Source organism: Caulobacter sp. FV2ye17ST (assembly GCF_058680955.1).
Map to the genome: position 1 here is coordinate 3,546,892 of NZ_CM178727.1, position 22,681 is coordinate 3,569,572.

Here is a 22,681-nt window from a genome sequence, read left to right on the forward strand (position 1 = left end):
CCGGGATGGAGCGGCGGCCTCGTCGTGGCGGTTTGATACCGCCGCGGCCGCCGCCTCGCAGTTGGGAGTATTACTTAGGGTCTTAGCGCGCGGCCATGACGCGCTCGACAGCATCGACCAGGGCGGCTTCGGCCATGGGCTTCTCGATCACGCGGCTGTAGCCCACCGTGAGAGCCTGATCGATCAGCTGCCTCGTCGGGAAGGCTGTGATCATCAGCGCCTCACCCCGCCAACCCATCTCGCGCAACCGGGTCAGGATCAGCAGGCCGTCGATTTCGGGCATGCGGTAGTCGGCCACCAGGCAGACCGCGTCGAGCACGGTGGGATCGGCCAGCAGCGCCAGGCCCGAGGCGTAGGCGCGCACCTCGAAGCCGCGGCCGTGCAGCAGAAGCTGCAGCGAACGACGCACGCCAACATCGTCTTCAACCAGCAGCAGCCGCGCGCGGTGTTCGAGAGTGTTGGGGAGCGCTTGCGTCATTTCCGGCCTGCCTTCGCGACCAAGACGGGTCACCCGCCGGGGCATGCCACACCACAATGGGGGCGGTCGCTACGTAGAGCTCCTTAGGTCCCTTCCTGCAGGCCCGCGGCGAAGGCGATCCGCAGCGCCTCGGACAAGCTCTTCACCTGCAGTTTGGCCATCAGATTGGCGCGGTGCACCTCGACGGTGCGCGGCGAGATGGCCAGGTCGAAGGCGATGGTCTTGTTGGGCAGACCCTGGGCCATGCCCCGGAGCACATCCTGCTCGCGACTGGTCAGGGCCGCGATGGCGACGGCCGCGTCGCCCGCCCGCGCCGCCCGGGCGCCCGCGTCGTCCAGGCGCTCGAAAGCCGCCGTGATGGCGGTCAGCAGCACCGCCTTCTCAAACGGCTTTTCAATGAAGTCGACCGCTCCGCCCTTCATGGCGCGAACCGCCACGGTGATGTCTCCGTGCCCGGTCAGGACCACCACCGGCATGGCGATGCCCCGCTCGGCCATCGCCTTCTGGACCTCAAGGCCGTCCATGCCGGGCATGCGCACGTCCAGCAACACGCAACCCGGCTCGGCGTCCTTCGCCGCCTGCAGAAAAGCGTCTCCCGAAGCATAGGTCGACACCGCATAGCCCGAGGTCTTGAGCATGAACCCGGCTGAGCGACGGATCGCCTCTTCGTCATCGACGATATGGATCATCCGCCTAGTGTTCATGCAGGACTTCCTTCTCGACCTTGACCAGAGTGAAATGAAACTGCGAGCCGCCGCCAGGGCGCGGCTCGTGCCAGATGCGACCGCCATTGGCCTCGACGATCGTGCGGCAGATCGACAACCCCAACCCCATGCCCTCGGTCTTGGTGCTGACGAAGGCGGTGAACAGCTGCCCGGCGATGCCCGGCGCCACGCCGGGGCCGTTGTCGGCGATCGTGACCCGCACCAGGCCGTCGCCCTGGTCGTGGGTGCTCAGCCACAGCCTGGGCTGATCGACCCCGCTCATGGCCTCGACGGCGTTGCGCGCCAGATTGATCACGACCTGCTGGATCTGCACGCGATCGATCAGCACCGGTGTGGCGGTCGGGTCCAGCTCGAAGATCGGGTCCAGACCCTGATCCCGGGCGCCCATCAAACCCAGCGCGGCGGCTTCGTGGATGACGGCCGGCAGATCCTCGACGCTCTTTTCCACCTCGCCCCGGGCGACGAAGTCGCGGAGACGCCGGACGATATTGCCCGCGCGGATCGCTTCGCCGGCCGCGTCACCCAGCGCCTCGCGGATCATCGGCAGATCGTCGGGATCCGGCCTGGCCAGAAGATCGCGCACGGCTTCGACATAGTTGGCCACCGCGGTGATTGGCTGATTGAGCTCGTGGGCCAGGGTCGAGGCCATGGTCCCCATGCCGCTGACCCGGGCGATGTGGATCAGCTCGGCCTGGAGCTCCTCGAGGCGCGCCTGGGTGCGCTGGCGATCGGTCAGGTCACGGACAAAACCGGTGAAGACCCTGGGGCCATGGCCTGTGGCCTCGCCGACCGACAGTTCCATCGGAAAGGTCGTGCCGTCCTTGCGCAGGCCGACGACGACGCGTCCCATGCCGATCACCTTGCGCTCGCCGGTGGTCAGGTAGCGTTCGATATAGCCGTCGTGACGCTCGCGGTCCGGCGAGGGCATGAGGCAGCGGACGTTTTCGCCCAGAACCTCAACTTCCTGAAAGCCGAACAGCCGCTCGGCGGCGGCGCTGAACGACAGGATCTTGCCCCGCTCGTCGATGACAACCATGGCGTCGGGGACGGTGGACAGGATCGAGCGCAGATGCTCGGCGCTGGCGTCCAGCGCACGCTCGCTGGCGCGCTGGTCGGTGACGTCGCGCAGCACCTTGCCAAAGCCTCTCAGGACGCCCGCATGGTCATGCAGGGCGGTGATGGAGACGTGAGCCAGGAACTCCGAACCGTCCTTGCGCAGGAACCAGGCGTCCTCCTCGATCTTGCCCTCGACCTTGACCCTGGCGAGGTCGGCCTGCGGCTTGCCCGCCTGCCGGGCGTCCTGCGGATAGAAGGTCGCGACGTGCTGACCCATGACCTCGGCCTCGCTCCAGCCCATCAGCCTTTGCCCGCCGGCGTTCCAGATCAGCACCCGCCCCTCGGGATCGAGCATGTAGATGGCGTATTCGGTCGCACCGTCGATCAGCAGATTGAGCTCGTTGTCGACGTCTTCAGCCTTTCGCGCGCGGGTCGCCGCGCTGCCTTCGCTGGTCGCCGAATGCCGACGCAGGCGACCGACCTCCGCGCCGACCAGCGTTATTCCCGTCGCCGCCAGCAGAAAGGTCAAACCCTCCGTCGCCGCCAGGGCGGCGCGGTGGTCACGACCGCTGAAGGCGAAGCCGGCGATCAGGCCCAGGATCGTGGCCCCGAGGCCGGCGCCCACACCGCCAAACGCGGCGGCGACTACGATGGGCGCGGTGAAAAGCAGATAGGCGGCGTGGTCTCCCAGCCAGGGTTCCATGAGCCAGCGAATCGCGACCGCCAGGGCAAAGGCCGCCAAGGCCACGCCGTATCCCTTCATCTGGTCCTGCTGCAGGGCCGAACCGGACGCCATACGCTCTTCACCTTATTCCCGTGGTCGAGGCGACCAGCCTCCACAGGGCCAGAACCGCAGCGGATCATGCCTGCTGGCATCGCCGGATACAAACCGGTTCGGCGAAATGGGCCCGGCGGAATGCGGGACTTTACGGATTGCGCGCCAGCACCCGCTGCGGCTCCTTCCGCGCGATGGTCCAGCACGGATGGGCCCGCACGCTCGAGGTCCCCATGTCGCTGCACAATCTCGCCACTCTGCTCTCCCCGACCTCGGTGGCGGTGATCGGCGGCTCCGACCATCCCGGCTCGGTGGGTCAGGTCGTGGTCGAAAACCTGCTGTCCGGCGGCTTTGCCGGGCCCATCCATCTGGTCAATCCGCGCCGGCTGTCCGTGGCGGGAACGACCTGGTCGGCCAGCATCGCCGACCTGCCGGAGCCACCCGATCTCGCCGTGGTGATCGTCCCGGCCGCCGCCGTTCCTCCGGTGCTCGCCGAACTGGGCGCGGCCGGCGTCAAGGTCGCCGTGATCCTCTCTGCGGGCCTCACCGACACCAACGGGCTGCGGCAGGCGATGCTGGACGCCGCCGAACCGTTCGGTCTGCGCATCGTCGGACCCAATGGCCTGGGCCTTCTGGCGCCCCATGTCGGCCTCAACGCCTCGTTCGCGCGCGGCGCGCCGCGTCCCGGCGGTCTGGCCCTGATCTCCCAGAGCGGCGCCCTGATCGGCGGCCTGATCGACTGGGCCACCACGCGGCAACTGGGCTTTTCGGGAATCGTCTCGGTCGGCGACATGGCCGAGGTCGATCTCGCAGACCTGATCGATCTGTTCGCGGCCGATCCCCATACCGATACCATCCTGCTCTATATCGAGGGCGTCACCAACGCCGCCAAGTTCATGGCCTCGGCCCAGGCCGCCGCCCGGATCAAGCCGGTGATCGCCCTGAAGGCAGGGCGAAACGCCGCCAGCGGCAAGGCCGTCCGATCCCACACCGGCGCCCTGGCCGGCGCCTACGACGTGCACGTCTGCGCCTTCGAGCGGGCCGGCATCGTCCAGGTCGAGAGCCTGACCGACCTCTTCGACGCCGCCGCCGTGCTGCGCGTCGGACAGGGTCTGGCCGGCGATCGACTGGCCATCGTCACCAACGGCGGCGGCGCCGGGATCCTGGCGCTGGACGCCATGACGACCGGCGACGGGGTGCTGGCTGAGCTGGCGCCACAGACCCTGGAGCACCTGAACGCCGTCCTCCCCGCCGTTTGGTCGCACGGCAATCCGGTGGACCTGATCGGCGACGCGCCGGTCGAGCGCTATCGCCTGGCTCTGGACGCGGTGCTTGCCGACGAGGGGGTCGATGCGGTGCTGGTCATGAATTGCCCCACCGCCCTGACGGAGCCCCGCGAGATCGCCCAGGGCGTCGCCGCCAGCGTGGTCGCCGCTCGCGGGCGCGGGATGCTCAAGCCGGTCATCGCCTGCTGGCTGGGCGACGCCAACCAGGATGTCGCCGGGCCGATTCTCAGCGCGGCCGGCATTCCGATGTTCGGCGCCCCCGACGCAGCCGCGCGGGCCTTTGGCCACCTCCTCGCCGCCCGCCGCGCCAAGGCCGGTTTGACCGCTGCGCCGGCCCGCTCCGATCCGCGCACCGACGACCGCGCCGCCGCCGCGGCGCTGATCCAGGCCGCACGATCGCAGGGACGCACCCTGCTCAACGAGATCGAGGCCAAGGATCTGCTGGGCGCCTATGGCGTGACCACCGTTCCGACGCGACTGGCCGCCACCACCGGGGATGTCGCCACAGCCTGCGCGCAGCTGGCGCCGCCCTACGCGGTCAAGATCGTCTCGCCGCAGATCTCTCACAAATCCGATGTCGGCGGCGTGGCCCTGAATCTGGCGGACGCGGCAGCGGCCAGCGCCGCCGCCGAGGCCATGGCGGCCCGCGTCGCCGCGACCCTGCCCGACGCCAGGATCACCGGCTTCGCGGTGCAGACCATGATCCCGGCTGGCCGCGCTCACGAACTGATCGTCGGCCTGGCCCTGGACGCAACCTTCGGTCCGGTCGTGATGGTCGGAGCCGGCGGCAAGGCGGTGGAGGTCCTGAAGGATCACGCCCTGGGCCTGCCGCCCCTCGACGGTGATCGAGCGCGGGCCATGATCGCCAGGACCCGGATATCGCGCCTGCTGGCCGGCTATCGCGACGAACCCAGGGCCGACATCGAAGGCGTTGTCGCCACGCTGGAGGCGCTTTCGGCGATCGCGGTGGATTTTCCCGACGTCGTCGAGCTGGACATCAACCCCCTGCGCGTGGACGCCGACGGCGTCATGGCGCTGGATGCGCGGATCGTCATCAGCCAGAATTCAAGCCCAGCCTCGCGCCTGGTCCTGCCTCCCGCTACGGTTGAATAGGCCATCCAGGCGGCGGACCGAGCTCGCCTACGTAAACATCCCAATGTGAGACGCTCCGCCGTTCACCTATCCCTGAAATCCACTGCTCAGGGAGACGTGCGATGTCCATGCCAGCCTATCTGCGAGACCGCGCTGAAGCCGCCGCGCCCCACGCCCAGGTGATCTCGTCCGACGAGGTCTTCTCCGCGGTCGGTGTCGCCATGACCTTCTCCGGCGGCGAGGAAATCTACGCCCAGGATGACGAGAACGACATGGTCTACCAGGTCCAGCGCGGGGCGGTTCGCGCCTCTCGTCTGCTGGGCGACGGACGCCGTCAGATCGCCGGCTTCTACTATCCTGGCGACCTTTTCGGTCTGGAGGCGGGCCTCACCCACCGCGCCTCGGCCGAGGCGCTTTGCAACAGCAAGATCCTCGTGGCCAAGCGCTCGGCCCTGAAGCACTACGGCGAGGCGGGTGAACGCCTGGAGCGCCTGATCTGGCGAGCCACCGGTCAGGAACTGGGCCGGGCCCAGGACCATATGATGCTGCTGGCGCGCAAGAGCGCCTATGAACGGGTCGCGGGCTTTCTGTCCGACGTGGCCAAGCGCCAGGGCGCGGCCTGGAACGAACTGGCGATGAGCCGGCAGGACATCGCCGATCATCTGGGCCTGACCATCGAGACCGTGTCGCGCATGGTCACCCAACTGCAGGCTGACGGGCTGGTGGCCCTGGAGGGCTGTCGCCGGTTCCGGGTGGCCGCGCCGGTTCGCATGGCCGATCTCGTCGCGGCCTGAGCGGAGCGTCGCAAGACGTCCACCGGAGGACAGCATGGCCGAAGATCCAACCCGTCCGCTCGCCGAGCCGCCCGCATCCGCAGCGCCGCCTGAAGCCAGGGTCAGCGCGATCCTGGCCCGTCACCATCTGATGAGCGTGGCCACCCTCCGGCCCGACGGTTGGCCGCAGGCCACCCTGGTGAATTATCTGGCCGACGGCCTGGAGCTCTTTTTCCTGGTCGCGCAGGACAGCCAGAAACACGTCAATATCGTCGCCGATCCTCGCATCTCGATCGCGATCGGCGACGACGATCAGGGCCCGCCGCAGGGTTTGTCCCTGGCCGGCGAGGCCAGCGTCATCGACAACCCGCAGTGGGTCGATGCGCTCAATCGCCGGATCTGGGGAACACCCGAATTCGCCCGCTTCGAGCCCCACCCCGCCGGGCGCGGCGTGGTCCTGCTGCGCTTCACGCCGATGTGGGTGTCGCTGATCGACTACGGGTCACCCCCCGGCCGTATCCAGCTGTTCGCCGTCCGCCAGGATTGGCGCCTCGAGCCCGTCGCCGCCTAGGCGCCTTATTCCAGGGCGTCAGTCGTCCTGGCCCCGCCGAACCAGGGTGTAGGTGATCAGACCGGCGGCGATGGCGGCGACAAGCGCCGAACTCGCGGCGGTCGCGGCCAGGGCTTCGGCCGGATGCCGCCGGACCTCCCTCTTCGCCGCTTTCTCAAGACGATCCAGTTTGGTCTGGACATCGCCAACCAGTTCTATGGCGGCGTGACCCAAGGCCACGGCGCTTACCGAGGCCGCATCGCCGGCGTCCTGACCCAGATGGTCGACCATGGTCTTGAGGTGGTCGGTGACGTTCTGGAACGCGTCGCGACCATCGCGGGCGATCGTCTTGATCCTACGAGCTGCCATTGTCTTGCCTTCTGAAAACGAGGGGCGGGTGACGCCGCTAGAACACCCCCGCTGGCGGCGACGAGCCTTGCGTTGAATCAAGTTCGCGCGAAGGGGTGGCGTTTTTGGCCTGCGTGGCCTTCGACCACCGCACTGAGGCGGCGCAGCAGCGCTTCGCGCGGCGCCGCCGGCGAGGCTTGCTGGAGCCGGCAGGATCGGCCAGACCTTGCTCCGTTCCGTGATCTGGATCAATTCGACGAGGCGACCGACGGCTAGTGTTCCGAGGCAACCTGTTGCTGTCTGGGAGCCGACCCGATGAAACACGCCGTCATTCTCGCCCACCCCAAGCCCGACAGCTTCTGCGCCACGATCGCCCGAACCTGCGTCGAGCATCTGCGCGCGACGGGCCACACCGTGCTGCTGCGCGACCTCTACGCCCTCGACTTCGACCCGCGCCTGAAGGCCTCGGAACTGCCTTCGGCGTCGGGCGCCCATCCCGCCGCCGACATCGTGGCCGAGCGCGCGCTGGTCGCCGATGTCGACAGCTTCATCTTCGTCTACCCGTTCTGGTTCAACGCCCCGCCCGCCATTCTGAAGGGCTATGTCGACCGGGTTTTCAGCATGGGCTTTGGCTATGCGCCGGGTCTGGGCGGCACGGAATCGCTGCTCGACGACAAGACCCTGCTCAGCTTTTCAACCTCGGGCGCGCCCGAGGACTGGGTCAACGACACCGGCGCCCTGAAAGCCCTGATGACGGTGTTCGACCTGCACCTGTCGGGCGTTTGCGGCCTGCGGGTTCTGGACCACAAACATTTCGGCTCGATCGTCTCGAACATCACCGAGGAGTCTCGCTCCGACGTCCTGCAGCGGGTGCGCGTCGGTCTGGATGATCTGTTCGCACCGGCGGCCTAGCGCCCATGCCGGTCAAGTCTTCGGACGGGATCACTGGCGCGCCCGCGACGGACAGCGGCCCGCAGGAAGCCTCCGCATCCTATCGTCTGGCGGCTCTCGATCAGGACTTCCTGCTGGGCGACTCCATGCGCAGCGTGCGGTTCCTGCTGGAATTCGCCAAGGCCGACGAAGCCCTTCGCGCCTGGGGCGTGCGCTCGACCATCGTGGTTTTCGGCAGCGCCCGGGTGCGCGAGGATTGCCCGGGACGGCGCGGCGAATGGTACGCCCTGGCGCGGCGCTTTGGGCGCATCGTCTCCGAGCAGGGCCTGGCCACGCATGTGGAAGGCCAGCCTCGCGACAACGTCATCGCCACAGGCGGCGGTCCCGGCCTGATGGAGGCGGCCAATCGCGGCGCTTTCGACGTGGGCGCGCCATCCATCGGCTTCAACATCACCCTGCCGCGCGAGCAGCGACCCAACCCCTACTCGACGCCCGATCTGACCTTCCGGTTTCACTATTTCGCCATGCGCAAGATGCACCTGGCCATGCGCGCCAACGCCCTGGTGGTCTTTCCGGGCGGGTTTGGCACCTTCGACGAGCTGTTCGAACTGCTGACCCTGCGCCAGACCCGCAAGTGCCCGCCCATCCCGATCGTGCTGGTCGACGAGGCCTACTGGCGCTCGGTGATCGCCTTCGACGCGCTGGTCGAGCACGGCATGATCGACGCGGCGGATCTGGATCTCTTCGCCTTCGCCGATACGGCCGAAGCGGCGTGGGCGCGGGTCCTGGCGGCCAGACCACCCGCGCCCTGAACCTTCGCGAAAAGGCGGCCGCGAGGCGGCCGCCTTCAATCGCCGGGAAGCCTTACAGCCCGCCCGCCCCGCCGAACTTGTGGGTCAGCTGCAGGTAGTAGCTGCGCCCGGTCGAGTCGAACCACGAGGTGTCATAGTAGGGATAGCCCGAATAGGTCGGGTCGCGCTGGGGGCCCTTGTCCAGCAGGTTGTCGACCGCCAGGCTGATCCGGGTGGTGTCGTTCAGATCGTACTGGACGGTGGCGTTATAGAGGTAGCTCTCCTTGATCCAGCCGTCCTCGGCGTAGTTGGGCAGCCGGTCCAGGCGCTGGCCGTGCACGCCCAGGGTCAGGCGATCCAGGGTCCAGTTGATCGAGCCCGTGCTCTTGGAGCGCGGGATGTAGAAGCCGCTGTCATAGGCCAGCTGGTTCTCGATCGGATCGCCCGGATACTGCCGGCTGGTGTGTTTGTGCACCCAGGTATGGGTCAGGCCGAAATTGAACGTCCCGAAGCTTTCGGTCGGCCAGCGATAGTGGGCGGCAACGTCAACGCCGCTGGTCTTTTCGGTGGCGACGTTGATCGGATTGATCGTCACGGTCGCGATGGCGCCGGGGTTGATCGCCGCGGTCAGCGGGTTGCGGGCCACGCGGGCCAGGGCGTCGACACAGGTCGGCGAGGACGCGCTGACGGCCGTTCCGGCGCTGGTCTTGCCCAGGCGGCAGTCGGCTTCCTGGCGCAGCACGCTGTCCAGGCTCATGTCGAGCACGGCGTTGTCGAGCTGCACGCGGAAATAGTCGACCGAGATGTCGAAGTTGCGGATCGGCGACCAGACCGCGCCATAGTTCAGCGACTTGGAGGTTTCCGGCTTCAGCTTGGCGTTGCCCAGGCGAACCTTGACCAGCCCCTCGCCCGCATAGCTGCAATCGCCGATCTCTTCGTCGGGCTCCTCGCTGCGGCAGCGGAAATAGTCGGTGCCCGAGGGGTGGCTGATGCCTTCCTTGGCGAACACATAGTGCAGATCGGGGGCCCGGAAGCCGGTGCCATAGGCGCCGCGCAGCAGCAGGGTCTTGAGCGGCCGCCACTCAAGTCCGCCGTTGTAGGTGAACTTGTCGATGGTGTTGCCGCCGTACTTGTAGCCGTCGTAACGGCCAGCCGTGCTCAGCTCCATGCCCTTGAACAGCGGCGCGCGGAACTCGTAGCCGGCGCCCCAGCGCTTGCGCGAGCCATCGCCGTCAGCGTCGCGCAGACCGTAGTAATAGTTCTGGGTGGCCAGGGGATCGAGGCCCAGCTTGTAGGACTGCTTGCCCAGTTCGGCGACGGCGGCGAAGCCCACCGGACCGGCCGGGAGGGTGAACAGGTCGGCCTTGTTGACCTGGAACGACACGCCCTGCTGACGCGCCACCGGCTTGTAGGTGGTGCGGGCGGTGATCGAATCGAACTCGGCGACCGTCAGCGGCCTGTAGAGGCGGGCCGGGTCGGCGTTGAAGATCGGATAGCCGCTGTCGTCATCGACGCCCAGTTGCGCGCCCAGGAACAGGGCCGTGGCCTTGGAGGTCACGACCTTGGGCCAGCTGATCGACGACTTGTACTGGCTGAAATTGTAGAAGGCCTCGTAGTCCCAGCCGCCGCCCAGCGCGCCCTTGACGCCCGGCGTGATGCTGAAGGTGCGCGAGACGTTCTTGATGTAGCCCTTGCTGAAGCCGCCCATTTCCTCGGGCGTGAAGTTGCGGTGCCACAGGTCCAGAGCGCCCGAGAACTGGTTGTAGAAGATGCCGTCTTCGCTGCCGTTGGCGTCCTGGTATTCCCAGTTCAGCACGTCCTGGAATTGACGGGTGCGGCTGTAGCCGGCCGAGATGTCGGCGAAGAACGACAAATCATCGGTCTTGGCGTAGTTCAGCGAGGCCACGACATTGGCGCTCTTGCGCTCGCTGATGATGGTGCCGTAGCCGATCGAGCTATAGCTGCCGCAGTAATAGCCGGGGCCATAGTCGTCCAGATCGGCGTCATAGTCGCCCCAGCCCGGTCGGCTGGCATATTCCACTGACCCGCCGTTCAGCTTGCTGAGCGTGGCGCAGGTGGCGCGGCCCGGATCGATATAGACTTCGGCATCCGGGTCCATGCGCAGGAAGTCGCGGCGCGCGATGCGGGCGCGGGCGGTCGGAGCGTCCTTGGTGCTGTCCTGGATATCGCGGTCATAGGCCCAGAGGGGCTTCTGGTTGACGAACTCGCCGCCGATCACCAGGTCGAAGTCACCCTGGGAAAAACCGCTGGAGACGTTGACGCGCTGGCTGCTGGCGCCGCCGTGCTCGAGACCGCCGAAGGTGACGTCGACGATCGTGCCGTCGGCCTTCTTCTTCAGATTGAAGTTCACCACGCCCGAAATGGCGTCCGAGCCATAGACGGCCGAGGCGCTGCCGCTCAGCACCTCGATGCGGTCGATCATGCCCAGCGGGATCGAGGAGGTGTCGGTGAAGGCGCTTTTGCCGTTGAACGGCAGGGGGAAGTCGGCGATGCGGCGACCGTTGACCAGCACCAGGGTATGATTGGGGCCAAGGCCGCGCAGGTCGACCTGCTGGGCGCCGGGCGTCCAATCCGCGCCGCTGGACGACTGCTGGGTCTGGGTCTCGCCGCCGTTCTGGGTGAGGCTGCGAAGCACATCCGGCACGCTGTTGAAGCCGGCCGCCTTGATGGCCTCGCTGGTGATGACGGTAACGGGGGCCGGGCCCTCGGTGGCGATCCGGGGAATGCGCGAGCCGGTGACGACCAGGGCCTCGACCGCGTTCTCGTCGGTCTGCGGGGTGGTTTGCGCAAGCGCCTGGCCGGTGATCATCAGGCCCGCCGCGCCGGCAAGGGCGCTGGCCCTCAGCAGATGCATCTTCATCATTATCCCCTCTTTTTTAGCGGCGCATCCATTCCCGTGGACAGGCCCGACGCCGGGTTGCACCCCGAGGCCTCATCATGTTGGATTGCATTTCGCGCAAATTGAAAGCTGAAAAGATCAAATTGTCAGATTTGGTGGACACAATGTGTTCCACGTGCAGCTTTGATGCACAGCGCACGGATCTGGGGCGTTGAGCCCGGAAACAGGCTCGACGAGGGTCCGGCGCAGGTTTGGCCTCTGGACCTGGCGCAGCGCCCACGGCCAGGATCGCGACAGGCGAGGGATGGATATGATGCTGGCTAGAATTTCGGCGGTCGCGATGGCGGCGGCCCTGCTCCTTCCCCTCGCCGCACGCGCGGCCGATACACCCGCCAAGGGTCCCGACGCCGTCGGCCCAGGCTATGAGTACTATGTGATCGGCGATATCGCCGCGCCGACGCCGGGCAAGACGGGTCCGCTGCTGGCCCTGATGGGCGGCGGCGACTGGCCGCTGGAGGCCTTCCGCCAGTTCATCAAGCAGTCCGGCGGCGGCCACATCGTGGTGCTGCGGGCCCGCGGCGGCCGCGAGCTGCAGGACGAGATCTACAAGGATGTCGGCGGCGTCGCCTCGGTCGAGACCCTGGTGATCCAGAACGAAGACGCCGGCGAGGATCCCAAGCTGCTGGCCATCATCGCCCGCGCCGACGGAATCTTCTTCGGCGGCGGCGACCAGAGCAACTATGTCCGCGCCTGGAAGGGCACGGCCCTGAACAAGGCGCTGGACGCCCACGTCAAGGCCGGCAAGCCGATCGGCGGCACCAGCGCCGGCCTCGCCATTCTGGGCGGCTATGCCTACGGCTGCCTGGATTCGATCAGCATCACCTCGCCCGAGGCGCTGAAGAATCCCACCGGCGCCAGCGTCACCCTGGTGCGCGACTTCCTGCACCTGCCCTGGCTGTCGAAGGTCATCACCGACAGCCACTTCGACAAGCGCGATCGCCAGGGCCGCCTCGTGGCCTTCGTCGGACGGCTGATCCAGGAAGAGAACGACCCGACGATCACAGGCCTCGGCATCGATGAAGGCGCGGCGATGCTGATCGACGGCGACGGCGTGGGCCGGTTCTATGGTCCTGGTCACGCCTGGCTGGTGCGCCCCATGGCCAAGCCCGCCACCATCATCGCCGGCCAGCCGCTGACCTATGCGCCCCTCCCCATCATCGGTGTGGGGCCGAACAGCACACTGGATTTCAAGACCTTCAAGGTGACGCAGCCAGCCTTTACCCTGACCGCCCAGGTCAAGGACGGCGTGCTGATCCGCAGCGACCGCTGACCGCCCGTTCCCCGCGTTTTCGCCCAAACCCGCCTCCGGCCTGCCCAAGAGAATTGCAATGACACCTTCCAAGATCCGCTCGCTCAGCCTGTCGATCCTGGCCCTGTGCGCGGCCTCGGCGCCGGTCATGGCGGCCGAGAACAAGTGGTCTCTGGCCGTTCACGGAGGATCCGGCGTACTGGACCGCAGCGCCATGACGCCAGAGAAGGAAAAGGCCTATCGCGCCGGTCTAGACGCCGCGCTGGAGGCCGGCGCCAAGGTGCTGAAGTCCGGGGGCTCCAGCCTGGACGCGGTCGAGACCGTCGTGCGGACGCTGGAGGACAATCCACTGTTCAACGCCGGCAAGGGCGCGGTCTTCACCGCCGAGGGCAAGAACGAGCTGGACGCCTCGATCATGGACGGCGCCACCCTGAAGGCCGGTGCCGTGGCCGGCGTAACCCGCACCCGCAATCCGATCAGTCTGGCCCGCGCGGTGATGGAGAAGTCCCCGCACGTCATGCTGACCCGCGAAGGCGCCGACCAATTTTCCAAGGAACAGGGTCTGGAGCAGGTTGATCCCAGCTATTTCCGCACCGAGGAGCGCTGGAAGCAGCTGGAGACCTGGCGCAAGGACCACCTCGCCGTTCTGGACCCCACCCACCTGTTCGGCACCGTGGGCGCGGTGGCGCTGGACCAGGCCGGACACATCGCGGCCGCGACCTCGACGGGCGGCATGACCGGCAAGCGCTGGGCCCGGGTCGGCGATACGCCGATCATCGGGGCGGGCACCTATGCCCGGGATGGCGTCTGCGCGGTTTCGGCCACGGGATCGGGCGAATACTTCATCCGCGAGACCGCCGCCCGTCAGGTCTGCGACCGCATCGCCTGGAAGGGCGAGGACGTCCAGACGGCGGCCGACCAGACCATGGCCTCGATCACCAGGATCGGCGGCGACGGCGGCCTGATCGCCATGGACGGCCAGGGTCGCCCCGCGTTCGGCATGAACGACCTGGGCATGTATCGCGGGGCCATCTCGTCGGCCCTCCCGACCCCGCGCACGGCGATCTACACCAACGAACCTTCGCCGAAGTGAGCTGATGGTCGGGACCGACACGAGGAGGGGCCGATGAAGTCGGACGACCAGAACCTTGCCGATGTCGACCGGCGGTTGCTGGCGATGCTGCGCCAGGACTCGCGCCAGCCGGTCACCAAGCTGGCCGCCGACCTTGGCCTGTCGCGGGCCAATATCTATGCCCGTCTCAGCCGCCTGGAACAGGACGGCGTCATCCAGGGCTACACCGTGCGCCTGGGCAGCGACTATGACCGCCGGCTGATCCGCGCCCAGGTGATGATCAAGGTCCAGCTGAAGCTGGCCAAGACCACGGAAGAGGAGCTGGCGGCCATCGCCGAGCTGTCAGCCCTGCACGCCATCAGCGGCGAGTACGACCTGATCGCCCTGATCGAAGCCGAGACGGTCACCGAGCTGAACGCCCTGATCGACCGCATCGGCGCCCTTGAAGGGGTCGAGCGCACGACGTCCTCGATCCTGTTGGCGACCAAGATTCTGCGCTGAACGCGAACTGACGAGCGTTTCTCTCGCCACAGCGCCCAAACACGGCGTTTTTTGAGGCCGCTCCAACACTAAACTCTCCACCAAGAGTGAGGGAGTTCAGCCTTGATCGCCGTCGAGATCGCAAGTCCGGCCTTCCTGGGCGTCGCCGCTGACCGCGGAGACGCCGCCCCGCGAGCCCATGTGATGATTCAGGTCGCGCCGCGCGACGCCGCCGACGTCGGCGCGCGCCTGGCCGAAATGAGCGAGCTGACCGCGCTGCACCAGATCACCGGCGACTATGATCTGGTGGCGGTGGTCGAGGCCCGCCGCGCCGAGGATCTCGAGCGAGCCGTCGACCGGATCCACGCCCTGGCCGGCGTGCGGCGCGCCCTGGCCTCGGTGGTCCTGCCCCGCCCCCTGGCCGCTCCCTTCACCCGATCACCGGCGACTGACTGAGCCCACCGGCCATCGGTCTCGACCCTAACTGACGACGTCTACAACGAGGTGCTGTCGTGGAACTGCCCTATCCCTGCCTGATGTTCCTCGGAGACGTAGACCGGGTCAGCGCCAAGACCGCCTCGGGCGTCGCCCACTGGCGTCCCGACGCCTGCCTCGGCCAGCTTCGCCTGCCCGGCTGCGAGGCCGATCTGGGCCTGCCCGACATGACGCCCAGGGCCGCCCACGCGGCCGGCGCGCGCTCGCTGCTGCTGGGCGTGGCCAATGCCGGCGGCTATATCCCGCCCCACTGGGAAGCCGTCCTGATCGAGGCGCTGGAGGCGGGGCTGGACCTGGTCTCGGGCCTTCACACCCGCATGGCCAGCCTGCCCAGGGTGCGCGAGACCGCCGAGCGGCTGGGCCGCCGGCTGATCGAGGCGCGCGAGCCGTCGCCGGAGTTCCTGGCCGTGGGAACCGGTGAAAAGCGCACTGGCAGCCGCCTGCTGACCGTCGGCACCGACTGCGCCGTGGGCAAGATGTACGCGGCCCTCGCCATCACCAAGGAACTCAAGGCGCGCGGCGCCGCCGCCGACTTCCGGGCCACCGGCCAGACCGGCATCTTCATCGCGGGGTCCGGCGCGCCCATCGACGCCATCATCTCCGACTTCGTCGCCGGCGCCGCCGAGCAACTGAGCCCGGCCGCCGCGCCTGGCCACTGGGACGTCATCGAGGGCCAGGGCTCGCTGTTCCATCCGGCCTATGCCGGCGTGACGCTTGGCCTGTTGCACGGCAGCCAGCCCGACGCCCTGGTGCTGTGCCACGACGCCACCCGCACCGCCATCGACGGGCTGGAGACCTTCCCCACCCCGTCCCTGGCCGAGGCCATCGCCCTGAACCTGCGCCTGGCGGCCCTGACCAATCCGGCCGTTCGCATGGCCGGTGTCTGCATCAACACCTCGCGCCTGACGCCCCAGGCCGCCGCCGACTACCTGCGCGAAACGGAGACCGCCCTGGGCCTGCCGTGCTGCGATCCGGTGCGGACCGGCGTGGCAGCCATCGTCGATGGCCTGCTGCTCACGGCGGAAGCGCGCTCGGACGCCGCCTGATGCGGCTGACCGCGCGGGTCGAGGCGCACCCCCTGACCGAGCCCTTCGTCATCGCCCGCCACGTCTACACGGAGGCCAACGTGCTTCATGTGGAGATCGCGGCGCGCGGCGCGATCGGACGGGGCGAGGCGGCGGGAGTCGACTATCTGGGTGACACGCCACAGACGATGCTGTTGCAGGTGCAGGCTCTGGCGGGCGAGTTTGAAGCCGGCATGCTTCTGGACCGCGCGTGCATCGCCGCCCGCCTGCCGCGTGGCGGGGCGCGCAACGCTGTCGATTGCGCGCTGTGGGACCTTGAGGCCAAGCTGACCGGCGTTCCGGTCGCCGTTCGAGCCGGTCTGGCTCCGCTGCGTCCCATCGAGACCTTCGTCACCCTGGGCATGGATACGCCCGCCGCCATGGCCGCCAAGGCCGCGCGCTGGGCCCCCGACTTCCCCTGCCTGAAGGTCAAGCTGGGCGATGCGCTTGATCTGGAACGGCTGGAGGCGATCCGCGCCGCCGCCCCCCGCGCCCGCCTGATCGCCGACGCCAACCAGGGCTGGACCCTGGATCAGCTGAACGCCTACACCCCCCGTCTTTCGGCCCTGGGGGTCGAGCTGGTGGAACAGCCCCTGCCCGTCGGACAGGACGACGCCCTCCTGGGCTATACGGGCCAGGTGCCCCTGTGCGCCGACGAGTCCTTCGACGACCGCGCCGACCTGGACCGGATCGTCGGGCGCTACGCCTTCTGCAACATCAAGCTGGACAAGTGCGGCGGCCTGACCGAGGCCCTGGCCTTGACCGAGGCCGCCCGCGCCCGAGGGCTGAGACTGATGATCGGCTGCATGGAGGGCACCTCGCTGGGCATCGCGCCGGGCCTGCTGGTGGCCCAGGACTGCGAGATCGTCGACCTCGACTGTCCGATCCAGCTGGTGTCCGACATCGAGCACGGCTTCGGCTATCGCGATGCGATCCTGCGCCCCCCCGCGGCGGCCCTGTGGGGCTAGTCGTCGAGGTCCTCGGCCGTGGCCAGCAACTTCGCCAGATCCAGCCCGGCCTCGCCCTTCAGCTTCTTGGTCACCGGGAAGGTCACGTAGTCGAAGGGGACGCTCAAGGTATCGAGCAGCCCCTCCATGATGGTCTGATAGTGCTCGATGCCGAAGGCCGCGACCGTGATCAGATAGTCGACATCGCCCAGCACGGCCTGGCAGGAGACGATATTCGGATGCGCCGCGATCCCTATCTCGAAGGTCTTGGCCTTGGCGTAGGAGAAGTCGGTGAGCTTGATCTGCACCACGAAGGTCGAGAGCTTGGCCAGACGGCCCAGATCGACCTCGGCATGATAGCCGCGAATGATCCTGGCCTTTTCCAGCTTCTTCATCCGCTCCCAGCAGCGCGACGCCGACAGGCCGACCGCCTCGCCCATCGCCGCCTTGGTCACCCGGCCCTGACGGTGAAGCAGGGCCAGGATCTTGATGTCGATACGGTCGATGTCCTTGCGCGGGTCGTTCGCGGTCATCCCGAAATCCTTGCTGATGTCGCCGCCCTGCTTAGCGCAAACCAAGCGCGGGGTAAGGTCGTGATCGCCACGCCGCCCCTGAGATCCTGTCGCCGGCGCGGCGGGAAACGGCGAAAACCCTCGCCGCCGCGCGCTATTGTGAACACCGCACACCGGAAGGCCGAGACATGACGCGCACCCTCTCCCGCACAGCCATCGCCCTGGGCCTGTCCCTGCTGATGAGCTCCACCGCCCTGGCCTCGACCCTGATCGTCGGCGCCCGCGTGGTGGACGGCACGGGCGCGCCGTCGCGGGCCGTCAGCGTCCGCCTGGACGGTGACCGCATCGTCGCCGTCGGCAAGCTGGCCAAGGCGCCGGACGATACGGTGGTGGACGCCAGCGGCCTGGTCCTGGCCCCAGGCTTCATCGACGCCCACAGCCATCACGACCGCCAGGCCGAGCAGACCCCCGACATGACCCCGCTCACCGCCCAGGGGGTGACCACCATCGTCGTGGGCGAGGACGGCGAGTCGTCGTTTCCGCTGAAGACCTATTTCGCCGGCCTGGAAAAGGCCCCGCTGGCCATCAATGTCGCCTCCTATACCGGCCATGGCTCCCTGCGCGAGCGGGCCATGGGATCGGACTACAAGCGCGCCGCGACGCCCGCCGAGATCGCGGCGATGCAGGCCGACCTGACCTCGGATCTCCAGGCCGGCTCGCTGGGCCTGTCGACGGGGCTGGAATACGACCCCGGCATCTTCTCGACCCCGGACGAGGTCATGGCCCTGGCCAAGACGGCCGCCGCCGGCCACGGCCGCTATATCAGCCACCTGCGCAGCGAGGACGTGAAGCTGGATGCGGCGATCGACGAGATCATCGCCATCGGCCGCGAGGCGAAACTGCCCGTCCAGATCTCGCATCTGAAGATCGCCATCGTCGACCGCTGGGGCCAGGCGCCGCAACTCCTGGCCAGGCTGGACGCCGCCCGCGCCCAGGGCGTGGACATCACCGCCGACGTCTATCCCTACGAATACTGGCAGAGCAATCTGGCGGTGCTGCTGCCGGAGCGCGACTTCAACGACCTGGCCGCCGCCCGCTTCGCCCTGACCAAGCTGACCACCCCGGCCGGCATGCGGCTGGCGGTGTTCGCGCCCGATCCGTCGCTGGTGGGCAAGACCATCGCCGACATCGCCGCCGAACGCGGCGCCGATCCCGCCGAGACCTATCTGGCCCTGACCCGCCAGTCGGAGGCCTATCATCTGGCCCATCCCGAGGTTGACCGGGTCGACGCGGTGATCGGCACGGCCATGACCGGGTCCGACATCGACGCCTTCATCGGCTGGGACCATGCGGTGATCTGCTCGGACGGCATGACCCACGGTCTGCATCCGCGCGGCTTCGGGGCCTTCGCCCGGATCCTGCGGGTCTATGTGCGCGAGAAGCAGACCCTGACCCTGGAACGGGCCGTCCACAAGATGACCGCCCAGACCGCCGCCCAGCTGGGCATCGCCGGGCGCGGGACGATCATCCCGGGCGCCTTCGCCGACCTGGTGCTGCTGGACCCGGCCACGGTCGCCGACCGCTCCGACATCGCCCATCCCAACGCCCTCGCCACAGGGATCGCCAAGGTCTGGGTCAATGGCGTTCTGGTGTTCCAGGACGGCCGCACCACAGGCACCCGCCCCGGCGCCGTCGTCCGCAGGGCCGCGTCCTAGAAAAGGCCGGGTCAAGACCCGCGCTCGCCCCGACAAAACACGCCGCCGCCCGGGGCGTTGGCCCCGCTCGGGTGGTTCTGATTGTCCTGGAAGAAAATGGCGCGCCCGGAACGATTCGAACGTCCGACCCTCAGATTCGTAGTCACCTGAAAAGAGCAAGAGTTTCAACGAAGTAGGGCTGTTGGGTTGGAAATGGCTCAAGCCCAAGCGGGCGGCCCGCAGGGCCTAGCTCGGACGAGTCGCTACTGCCAGAACCGCCTTATTAGAGCTAGCAGAAGGCACCTCGAACATCGAGCCATGAGCGATGTTGCCTCCCGTCTTCCAGCCTTAATCGGCACCCAATGGATCGGCCAGCAGACTTACAACTCATCCTAACCAAGTTTGAGAACGCCCTCTCAGCCCAGCCAATCAAACACCATGTGTGCCGACTTTCAACTGCATGAGGGAAGCGAACGTTCGCCCAAGGAAATGCCTCTTCCAGTTACGTCTCGCGTCAGACAGAGTGCGTAGATCCAATTCGGCTAGGAAATGATGTGCCCACTGTCTCCGTAACCGTTCCTGCAAATTTGGCCGACGAGCTGGAAGAGAGTTTGCACCAAGGTCCGATCATTGATGATCGCGGGTGGCGAAATCTCAACGAGGAGGAGGTCGGCCGCCTCAACAAGATGGTGATCGTCATCTTGGCGGATGAACATCCGCCGCCCCATTTCCACGTCAAATTTGCCGGCGAGAATGCAAGCTTCGATCTGTCCGATGGCAAGCGTCTTCGGGGGGTGAAGGGTCTAGAGCGCTTTGATCGGAATATTCGGCAATGGTGGAAAGCCCACTACTGCGAGCTGATCACGGTATGGAACAGGACTAGGCCGACGGATTGCCAAGTTGGCGCAATGGCCGTTCCGCCCGAATGCCTGGTCGAGGAAATCTAAATGGCCGCCGCATCGCCCGCTCCCGTCACGACTCTCGCGGAGTACATCCGACGAGTTGAGGCGCGAAAGCCGAATTCGAAAGAGGTGCAGCTATATCGCGGGCACAATTCAACGGGCCACACCCTAAAGCCCGGCCTGTTTCGGGCTGCAGCAAACCGAAAACATGAAAAGAACATACTGCGGGAGTTGGTTTCAATTCGACCATCTGAGTTTTCGGGCGACGTCGGCGTATTTGAACACCTAGTACGGATGCAGCATTATTCTCTCAAGACCCGATTGCTGGATGTAACTAGTAACCCGCTTATAGCTTTGTTTTTCACGTGCTCGTCTTTATTTACCGAAGATGGCGAGGTGGTAAGAATCACCGCGCCAAGTCAGCGTGTAAAATATTACGACAGCGACACCGTGAGCTGCGTTGCCAATTTGTCCAATCTGAGCGGAATGGAGCGTGATCAAATAAGGCGCTGCGCTTCTGATGCCGACGTAGCGGCTTCGCCTGCTGGAAAGCGACTCCTTCAGTTCATAAAATCGGAAAAGCCATACTTTTTGGCCGAAATGAAACGAGAACATTTGGACGGCCCAGTAGCCGTAAAGCCCAGGCTAAAAAATAGCCGACTATTAGCTCAGCAAGGGGCATTCCTTGTATTCGGACTGAAAACATCCTTGGCAGACGAAAATGACCAAGGCTTCAAGGTGGCTAGAACGGTCATCCCTGCCGCCTCTAAAAAGAAAATTCGAGATTCTTTAGATCGCGTCGGCATCAACGAGAGTACGATGTTTCCGGAAATTGAATCAGCTGCCCGGTACATCATGAGCAAGGTGACGCCCGTAGCCGACGATGAAGTGGGCGTTTAAGCGGCATGGAAACGCGGCGTTTCCTCTACTCGCGCTGAGCTGTTCATAGAGCCGACCGATTGAAGTTGCTGGTCAAGCTTATCGTCGAAATTTCATGCGCGCCGATCGTCCGCTCAAGTAATCCTCACCATGCGCGAATCTGCGCCCGAAAATGACGTATCGATGCGCTACACTCGAAAGGCATCGTGGGTGGCTCGCAAATGAAAAAGATTGACGGTCAAAATAGCTTGGGTGCCGTTCGCTTTTTGCTTGTTTGGTCGAGCCTTAGTCCCGTCTTCGTACTGTGGGCAATACGCGGCATTTCAGCGATCCCGGACAAGTTTTTCGTGCCAGCGTGCCTATCTCTATTTGCACTTCCCTCTGTAATACTAATCATTTTCTGGAAAATAGCCCGCGAAATCCGCAATGTTAGAACAATTGAAATTGTAAAATGCGATGACCCCAAAGATCATCTTCTAACTTACCTGTTCACTATGCTCATACCGCTCTACCAGACCAGCCTAAGCGGAATGAGAGATTTAGTGGCTGCAGCAACGGCGCTTCTTTTAGTTGTATTTCTGTTCTGGCACCTAAGACTACACTACATGAATTTTATATTCGCACTGTTCGGGTATCGGATTTTCACAGTCGAAACCCAGTCCGGGTCGAAAATGGTAGGTGCAGACATCACAACCTACGCTATAATAAGTCGACGAACAACGATCCCAACGGACAGGCCGTTGACCGGATACCGTCTGGGCGGAAACGTTCTTGTGGATACGATGGAATGATCAGGGACAGATTCAACGATGGCGACATAGTCTCCGTCGATTTTGGTGCCTCCCTTCGAGGTGATGACCGGTTATTCTTTGTCCCAGCTGACATCGCAGTTCAGAACTCTCTAAAAGGGGTCCTTAGAAACACCATTGACGCCTTCGATCACATCGAAGGTGACTGGCAAGAATTCGACGCCTCCGAAGACTATGGCGAAGCTCGACGCGTTTTCGCGCACCGCAACAATGATCTTATGGGCGTGTTCTCAGCGATCTATGACGCTGGGGCGCTGGACGAGTTGGTCGATCTGGTCGGTCGCCTATCGCGGCTAGAGTACTATTTTACGGTCTTTCGCGACCGAGATGGCCGAAAGGCCGTCGGGATCAAAAAGGCGACGCAGTTCAAATCTACCTTGGGCGCGCAGAATATGCTCATGCGGTTGGCTGACGACACCCTGACGATGATCGAGGACAAAGTTCTTAAGCTCGACCGCGACTTCGACGTCGTCGTCACTGAGGAACATGTCTTCCTATATGCGCCGCGCCGGGCCGAACAGGTTGGCCAGTTTGCCGAAAGCGTCGCGCGGACAGCAGAAGCTAAGGTGCAGTTCATACACGACACGCTAGCCTTCCTTGATCTCAGCCGGATCAAAGACAAGATCGCATCTCACCCGCGTCTGGCCCGCCTCGCGGCGGCCATCGCCTCCAAGCCCGAATTGGCGCAGTTTGACCGGGGCCGGGTGGTGCGGCTTGCGGAAAAGCATGGCGTTAAGCTGACGGAGCACGACGGGCGCCTTCGCTGCCGCGTCAGTGATGAGACCAGGCTACTGGAGGTTCTGGACGCCCGTCGGTATGACGCCGATCTGACAACGGCAGCGCCTGTTCCCTACCGCGCTCGTGCGCGCGAGAGAGTTTCGTTGCGATAGCAC

22 protein-coding genes are annotated in these 22,681 nt (G+C 65.9%); 16 read left to right on the forward strand and 6 right to left on the reverse strand.

Annotation, left to right across the window (positions count from 1 at the left end; all coding sequences use genetic code 11):
• Positions 1-82 precede the first annotated feature (82 nt).
• The 3 genes from ACW17V_RS16955 to ACW17V_RS16965 form a co-directional block, all read right to left on the reverse strand.
• Entirely contained in the window at positions 83-478 is a 396-nt protein-coding gene (locus ACW17V_RS16955) for a response regulator (protein WP_492106226.1), read from the reverse strand.
• A gap of 83 nt (positions 479-561) precedes the next feature.
• On the reverse strand, positions 562-1,182 hold the full coding sequence (locus tag ACW17V_RS16960) for a response regulator transcription factor (RefSeq protein ID WP_492106227.1): 621 nt from the start codon (positions 1,180-1,182) through the stop codon (positions 562-564).
• Positions 1,172-3,055: a sensor histidine kinase gene (locus ACW17V_RS16965; protein WP_492106228.1), complete on the reverse strand. Its 1,884-nt coding sequence runs from the start codon at positions 3,053-3,055 to the stop codon at positions 1,172-1,174. The genes ACW17V_RS16960 and ACW17V_RS16965 overlap by 11 nt, the downstream gene beginning before the upstream one ends.
• Positions 3,056-3,267: 212 nt before the next feature.
• On the opposite strand from ACW17V_RS16965, the gene ACW17V_RS16970 reads away from it, so the two are divergent.
• The 3 genes from ACW17V_RS16970 to ACW17V_RS16980 all read left to right on the forward strand — a co-directional run bounded on the left by ACW17V_RS16970 (position 3,268) and on the right by ACW17V_RS16980 (position 6,756).
• Positions 3,268-5,433 carry an acetate--CoA ligase family protein gene (locus ACW17V_RS16970; protein WP_492106229.1) on the forward strand — a complete coding sequence of 722 codons (2,166 nt, stop codon included), beginning with the start codon at positions 3,268-3,270 and terminating at the stop codon, positions 5,431-5,433.
• A gap of 101 nt (positions 5,434-5,534) precedes the next feature.
• The gene (locus tag ACW17V_RS16975) at positions 5,535-6,206 is read left to right on the forward strand and encodes a helix-turn-helix domain-containing protein (protein ID WP_492106230.1); all 672 of its coding nucleotides are present in this window, start codon (positions 5,535-5,537) and stop codon (positions 6,204-6,206) included.
• Between the two features lie 34 nt (positions 6,207-6,240).
• On the forward strand, positions 6,241-6,756 hold the full coding sequence (locus tag ACW17V_RS16980; protein ID WP_492106231.1) for a pyridoxamine 5'-phosphate oxidase family protein: 516 nt from the start codon (positions 6,241-6,243) through the stop codon (positions 6,754-6,756).
• An 18-nt stretch (positions 6,757-6,774) separates the two neighbouring features.
• Here the strand turns inward: ACW17V_RS16980 and ACW17V_RS16985 are convergent, their stop codons facing one another.
• A complete protein-coding gene (locus tag ACW17V_RS16985) occupies positions 6,775-7,104 on the reverse strand; it encodes a hypothetical protein (protein WP_492106232.1) in 330 nt (109 codons plus the stop codon).
• Between the two features lie 294 nt (positions 7,105-7,398).
• On the opposite strand from ACW17V_RS16985, the gene ACW17V_RS16990 reads away from it, so the two are divergent.
• Together ACW17V_RS16990 and ACW17V_RS16995 are read left to right on the forward strand one after the other, a co-directional pair.
• Complete coding sequence (locus ACW17V_RS16990) at positions 7,399-7,995, forward strand: NAD(P)H-dependent oxidoreductase (protein ID WP_492106233.1); 597 nt, start codon at positions 7,399-7,401, stop codon at positions 7,993-7,995.
• Positions 7,996-8,024: 29 nt separating this feature from the next.
• Positions 8,025-8,786 carry an LOG family protein gene (locus tag ACW17V_RS16995; protein ID WP_492108818.1) on the forward strand — a complete coding sequence of 254 codons (762 nt, stop codon included), beginning with the start codon at positions 8,025-8,027 and terminating at the stop codon, positions 8,784-8,786.
• Between the two features lie 52 nt (positions 8,787-8,838).
• Here ACW17V_RS16995 and ACW17V_RS17000 read toward each other — a convergent pair whose 3' ends face one another.
• A complete protein-coding gene (locus tag ACW17V_RS17000) occupies positions 8,839-11,649 on the reverse strand; it encodes a TonB-dependent receptor plug domain-containing protein (RefSeq protein ID WP_492106234.1) in 2,811 nt (936 codons plus the stop codon).
• 289 nt (positions 11,650-11,938) lie between these two features.
• On the opposite strand from ACW17V_RS17000, the gene ACW17V_RS17005 reads away from it, so the two are divergent.
• The 6 genes from ACW17V_RS17005 to ACW17V_RS17030 all read left to right on the forward strand — a co-directional run bounded on the left by ACW17V_RS17005 (position 11,939) and on the right by ACW17V_RS17030 (position 17,013).
• Entirely contained in the window at positions 11,939-12,955 is a 1,017-nt protein-coding gene (locus ACW17V_RS17005) for a cyanophycinase (protein ID WP_492106235.1), read from the forward strand.
• Between the two features lie 58 nt (positions 12,956-13,013).
• Complete coding sequence (locus tag ACW17V_RS17010; RefSeq protein ID WP_492106236.1) at positions 13,014-14,027, forward strand: isoaspartyl peptidase/L-asparaginase family protein; 1,014 nt, start codon at positions 13,014-13,016, stop codon at positions 14,025-14,027.
• A 33-nt stretch (positions 14,028-14,060) separates the two neighbouring features.
• Complete coding sequence (locus ACW17V_RS17015; protein ID WP_492106237.1) at positions 14,061-14,507, forward strand: Lrp/AsnC family transcriptional regulator; 447 nt, start codon at positions 14,061-14,063, stop codon at positions 14,505-14,507.
• 102 nt (positions 14,508-14,609) lie between these two features.
• The gene (locus tag ACW17V_RS17020; protein WP_492106238.1) at positions 14,610-14,942 is read left to right on the forward strand and encodes an Lrp/AsnC ligand binding domain-containing protein; all 333 of its coding nucleotides are present in this window, start codon (positions 14,610-14,612) and stop codon (positions 14,940-14,942) included.
• Positions 14,943-14,998: 56 nt separating this feature from the next.
• The gene (locus ACW17V_RS17025) at positions 14,999-16,027 is read left to right on the forward strand and encodes an N-acetyltransferase DgcN family protein (RefSeq protein ID WP_492106239.1); all 1,029 of its coding nucleotides are present in this window, start codon (positions 14,999-15,001) and stop codon (positions 16,025-16,027) included.
• Positions 16,027-17,013, forward strand: a complete 987-nt coding sequence (locus ACW17V_RS17030; RefSeq protein WP_492106240.1) for a dipeptide epimerase — start codon at positions 16,027-16,029, stop codon at positions 17,011-17,013. The genes ACW17V_RS17025 and ACW17V_RS17030 overlap by 1 nt, the downstream gene beginning before the upstream one ends.
• On the opposite strand, the gene ACW17V_RS17035 is transcribed toward ACW17V_RS17030, so the two are convergent.
• Positions 17,010-17,525, reverse strand: coding sequence for an Lrp/AsnC family transcriptional regulator (locus ACW17V_RS17035; protein WP_492106241.1), 516 nt, complete (start codon positions 17,523-17,525; stop codon positions 17,010-17,012). The two genes, ACW17V_RS17030 and ACW17V_RS17035, sit on opposite strands and share 4 nt — an antisense overlap.
• A gap of 167 nt (positions 17,526-17,692) precedes the next feature.
• On the opposite strand from ACW17V_RS17035, the gene ACW17V_RS17040 reads away from it, so the two are divergent.
• The 5 genes from ACW17V_RS17040 to ACW17V_RS17060 all read left to right on the forward strand — a co-directional run bounded on the left by ACW17V_RS17040 (position 17,693) and on the right by ACW17V_RS17060 (position 22,678).
• Positions 17,693-19,219 carry an N-acyl-D-amino-acid deacylase family protein gene (locus ACW17V_RS17040; RefSeq protein ID WP_492106242.1) on the forward strand — a complete coding sequence of 509 codons (1,527 nt, stop codon included), beginning with the start codon at positions 17,693-17,695 and terminating at the stop codon, positions 19,217-19,219.
• A 533-nt stretch (positions 19,220-19,752) separates the two neighbouring features.
• Positions 19,753-20,145, forward strand: a complete 393-nt coding sequence (locus ACW17V_RS17045; RefSeq protein ID WP_492106243.1) for a DUF4160 domain-containing protein — start codon at positions 19,753-19,755, stop codon at positions 20,143-20,145.
• On the forward strand, positions 20,146-21,000 hold the full coding sequence (locus ACW17V_RS17050) for an FRG domain-containing protein (protein ID WP_492106244.1): 855 nt from the start codon (positions 20,146-20,148) through the stop codon (positions 20,998-21,000).
• A 200-nt stretch (positions 21,001-21,200) separates the two neighbouring features.
• Positions 21,201-21,770 carry a KwaA family protein gene (locus ACW17V_RS17055; RefSeq protein ID WP_492106245.1) on the forward strand — a complete coding sequence of 190 codons (570 nt, stop codon included), beginning with the start codon at positions 21,201-21,203 and terminating at the stop codon, positions 21,768-21,770.
• A complete protein-coding gene (locus ACW17V_RS17060; RefSeq protein WP_492106246.1) occupies positions 21,767-22,678 on the forward strand; it encodes a Kiwa anti-phage protein KwaB-like domain-containing protein in 912 nt (303 codons plus the stop codon). The genes ACW17V_RS17055 and ACW17V_RS17060 overlap by 4 nt, the downstream gene beginning before the upstream one ends.
• Positions 22,679-22,681 lie beyond the last annotated feature (3 nt).